At 71.0% G+C, this 3,718-nt stretch carries 5 protein-coding genes; all 5 read left to right on the top strand.

What is annotated here, in order from left to right; translation table 11 throughout:
- The coding region (locus HCZ97_RS20320) for a DUF58 domain-containing protein (RefSeq protein WP_368484403.1) at positions 1-930 on the top strand (930 nt) is incomplete at its 5' end.
- Positions 927-1,292, top strand: coding sequence for a hypothetical protein (locus HCZ97_RS20315; RefSeq protein ID WP_167690936.1), 366 nt, complete (start codon positions 927-929; stop codon positions 1,290-1,292). The genes HCZ97_RS20320 and HCZ97_RS20315, both read left to right, overlap by 4 nt.
- Positions 1,285-2,250 carry a VWA domain-containing protein gene (locus HCZ97_RS20310; protein WP_167690935.1) on the top strand — a complete coding sequence of 322 codons (966 nt, stop codon included), beginning with the start codon at positions 1,285-1,287 and terminating at the stop codon, positions 2,248-2,250. Before HCZ97_RS20315 ends, HCZ97_RS20310 begins: the two co-directional genes overlap by 8 nt.
- Complete coding sequence (locus tag HCZ97_RS20305) at positions 2,247-3,143, top strand: VWA domain-containing protein (protein ID WP_167690934.1); 897 nt, start codon at positions 2,247-2,249, stop codon at positions 3,141-3,143. The genes HCZ97_RS20310 and HCZ97_RS20305 overlap by 4 nt, the downstream gene beginning before the upstream one ends.
- On the top strand, positions 3,140-3,718 hold a 579-nt coding region (locus HCZ97_RS20300; protein ID WP_167690933.1), incomplete at its 3' end, for a tetratricopeptide repeat protein. The genes HCZ97_RS20305 and HCZ97_RS20300, both read left to right, overlap by 4 nt.

The following is a 3,718-nucleotide window of genomic DNA, read 5'->3' as shown; positions in this document are numbered from 1 at the left end:
CGCCATCCTGGACGGGGTCGAGGCGCTGTGACCGCCGCCCTGCAGGTGCCCGGCGTCGCGCTGGAGGCCGCCGGCCTGATCGCCTTGCGGCAGGTCGCCCTGCAGGCCCGCTCGGACCCGGTTCTGGCCGCCTTGCCCGGCGGTTTCGCCACCCGGCGCAAGGGCCACGGTCACGAGGTGGCCGATGTGCGCGAATATGTCAGCGGGGATGATATCCGCCACCTGGACAAGGGTACTACCGCGCGCACCGGCGTGCTGCACGTGCGCCAGTTTCACGAGGAGCGCGATCGCGTCTGCCTGCTGGTGGCCGATTTCCGGGCCTCGATGCTTTGGGGGATTTCCCGGGCCTTTCGGTCTGTCGTGGCGGCAGAGACGCTGTGCCTGATCGGCTGGCATGTCGTGGCAGAGGGCGGGCGCGTCGGGCTGCTGGCGCTGACCCCGGATGGGCAGGTCTCTGTCCCGCCGCGCGGGCGGGTACGGGGGATGCTGGATGTGATCGGCGGGCTTGTGCGCGCCCATGCGCAGGCCCTGGGGGTGGTGGCGCAGGGGCAGGGCGGGGATCCGGCGCTGGAACGGGCGATGACCAGCCTGCTGCGCCTTGCGCCCTCTGGCAGCGAGGTGATGATCGCCTCTGGCTTCGATGACATGGGGCCGGGGATGGAGGACCGGCTGGCAGAGCTATCGCGCAACCGGGTTCCCCGGCTGATCCGCATCACCGATGCCGCCACCGGCCGCCTGCCCCCCGGGCGCTATCCCATCCGCCTGTCCGATGGTCGCCGCCTGCACCTGTCGCTGTCCCGTCAGGCGCGCAGCCCGGCAGAGAGCGCCCCGGTCCTGGGGCAGAGAGCGCTTCTGGTGGATGCGGGCAGCAGCGTGGAGGCCATTGCCCGGCTGCTTGCCGCCAGCTTGCCTGCGGACCGGCTGCCATGAACGGCCAGGCCCTGAGCGAAACGGCGCTGCAGGCCGGGTTGCATGACATCCGCCTGCCTGCGCAGGCCCCGGGCGGTGCCGAGGCAGAGCTTTTCGCGGTGATTGCCCTGGCGGCGTTCCTGGCCTTGGTGATCGGATCTGCCCTGCGCCCAATATTGACGTTACGTCAATCGAAGCCGAACCTGTCCGGGCAGCTCGACGCGTTGGAGGTGCTGCCAGAGGCAGAGCAGCGCCGCAGCCTTCTGGTGCTGCTGAAACAGCACGACCCGGCGTATGTCGAGAGCCTGCGCGCGCGCCTGTACCGCCCGGATAACGCGCCCGACACCGCAGAGCTGCGCGCGGCGCTGGCCCGCCATGCTTGATCTGGCCAGCCCCCTTGCCCTGTTGCTGCTGCCGCTGCCCCTGTTGGCGGCGCGCCTTTTGCCCATCGCCGGGGCCGGGGGCGCGGCCTTGCAGGTGCCCGAACAGATCGGCGCGGCGCTGATCGCGGCGGGCCGGGGCGGGGCAGGGGGGCGGCGGGGCTGGATGCGCTACCTGCTGCCCGCCATGGTCTGGGGGCTGAGCGTCCTTGCCCTGAGCGGTCCGCGCCTGCCAGAGCCCGTTTCTGCGCTGCGGGTTTCGGGCCGCGACCTGGCGATTGCGCTGGATCTCTCCGGCTCCATGGTGCGGGAGGATTTCCACATGGACGGGGCCAGCGTGACCCGGCTGCAGGCGGTCGTGGCCGCTGGGGCCGCCTTTGCCCGCCGCCGGGCCGGGGACCGCGTGGCGCTGATCGTCTTCGGATCAGAGGCCTATTATGCCACGCCCTTCACCTACGACACTGAGGCCGTCGCGCAGCGCATCGAGGAGGCCACGATCGGGATCTCGGGCCGGGCCACCAATATCTCGGATGCGCTTGGGCTGGCGCTGAAGCGGATGGCGGAGTCTCAGGCCGCGACACGGGTGGTTATCCTGCTGTCCGACGGGACCAACAATGCGGGGGCCACCAACCCGCAGGGCGTGGCGCAGCTGGCCGCGCGGATGGGGGTGCGGGTGCATACCATCGCGCTTGGTCCCCGGGATGACAGCACCGCGAAAGAGGGCGAACAGGGCGTCGTGGATGCCACCACCCTGCGCGCGATCGCAGAGGTCTCGGGCGGCGAAAGCTTTCGCGTGCGCTCCACCGAGGATCTGCTGGCGGTGACAGAGGCGCTGGACCGGCTGGAAGCCACCGAGAGCGACGGCCTGGCGGCAGAGGTCTACCGCGAGCTCTGGATCTGGCCTGCCGCCCTGGCCCTGCTGGGTTGCCTGGCGCTGGCCTGGCGGGAGGGAGCCCCATGAACTGGGAACTGACCCTGCTGCGGCCGCTCTGGCTGCTGGTGCTGCCGGTGCTGGCGGGGCTTGGCTGGTGGCTTTATCGCCGGCAGGGGGGCGTGGGCGGCTGGGATCGCGCTGCCCGGCCGGAGCTGCTGCGCGCCATGCAGGCGCTTGGCCGGGTCGAGACGCGCCGCGATGCCGCGCCGCTGGTGGCCACGCTGGGCTCTGCCGCGCTGGTGGTGCTGGCGCTCAGCGGCCCGGCGGTGGAACGGCGCGATGCGGTCTCTTTCCGCAACCTCGACGGGGTGGTCTACGTGATCGACGCTTCTGCCAGCGTCACCGAAAGCCCGGATTGGGAGGCGCTGGTGACCATGGGCCGGGTCGGCATCGCCGCGCTGCGGGCGCGCCCCGGGGGCATGGTGCTATACGGCGGGGATGCCTATGTGGCGACGGATCTGACCACCGATCACAGGCAGCTGGGCCAGACCCTGTCCCTTGTCGGGCCGGACACCGTGCCCGATCCCGGCTCCCGTCCGGCCCGGGGGCTTGAGCTGGCCGCCGGGATGCTGCGGGACGCGCAGGTGCTGGCGGGGGACGTGATCCTGTTCACCGATGGCGCGGGCCTTGGTCCGGAGAGCCTGCAAATGACGGAGGCGCTGGCCGGGCAGGGCGCCCGCCTGAGCCTGGTTAGCCTGACCGCGGCGACTCCGCAGATGGAGGCGCATGCCGCGCTTGGCGGTGGCCGGCTGCTGCCGCTGGCGGATCCGGATGCGCTGGCGGACTGGCTGACGCAAGAGGCCCGCGACCGGCTGGAGCAACAGGAATACCCGCTGCTTTTCTGGCGCGATATCGGCCGGCTGTTCCTGTTGCTTGCCCTTGTGCCGATGCTGCTGCTGTTTCGCAGGCAGGCGGCATGAGGGTCCTGGCCGCCATAACCGCGCTGGCGCTGGTCCTGGCGCTTGCTCTTGGCGGGCCCGCGTCCTTCGGGCGCGTCTTCCTGTCGCTCAGCCTGCCACGCCTTGCCGCGCCCATGTTCCAGGATCCCGGCTGGCGCGGGGTGGCCCTTTTCCGGGCCGGGGCTCTGGAGGAGGCGGCAGAGTCCTTCACCACAGCGCAGGCCTGGTACAACCTTGGCACCGCAGAGGCGCGCGCGGGCAATTACGCCGCCGCGCTAGAGGCCTATGACCGCGTCATCCCCGGCGGCGATCCCCTCGCCCGGGCGAATTTCGACCTGATCGCGGCCTACTACGCTTCGCTTGGCATCGATCCGGCGGTACTGGGGCTATTCGGGGACGGGAAGGAGGGCGTGGTGGAGGAGTCCTTTGTCGCGCAGGGCCAGGCCCGGGCGGCGGGCACGGGCGAAGAGGTCACCAATGCCTCTGCCATGCTGGGCAATGTCGAGCTGCGCAGCAGCGCCGCGCAAGAGGTGCGCCGGGTCTTCGATGACCGCTTCATGATGGCCGATGAACGCTGGCTGCAACAGCTGGCCGAT

The sequence above is a fragment of the Pseudooceanicola sp. HF7 genome (genome assembly GCF_011806405.1).
Taxonomy (GTDB): domain Bacteria; phylum Pseudomonadota; class Alphaproteobacteria; order Rhodobacterales; family Rhodobacteraceae; genus Pseudooceanicola.
The sequence above is the reverse complement of the archived record's forward strand: the minus strand, read 5'-3'. Positions and strand labels throughout refer to the sequence as shown.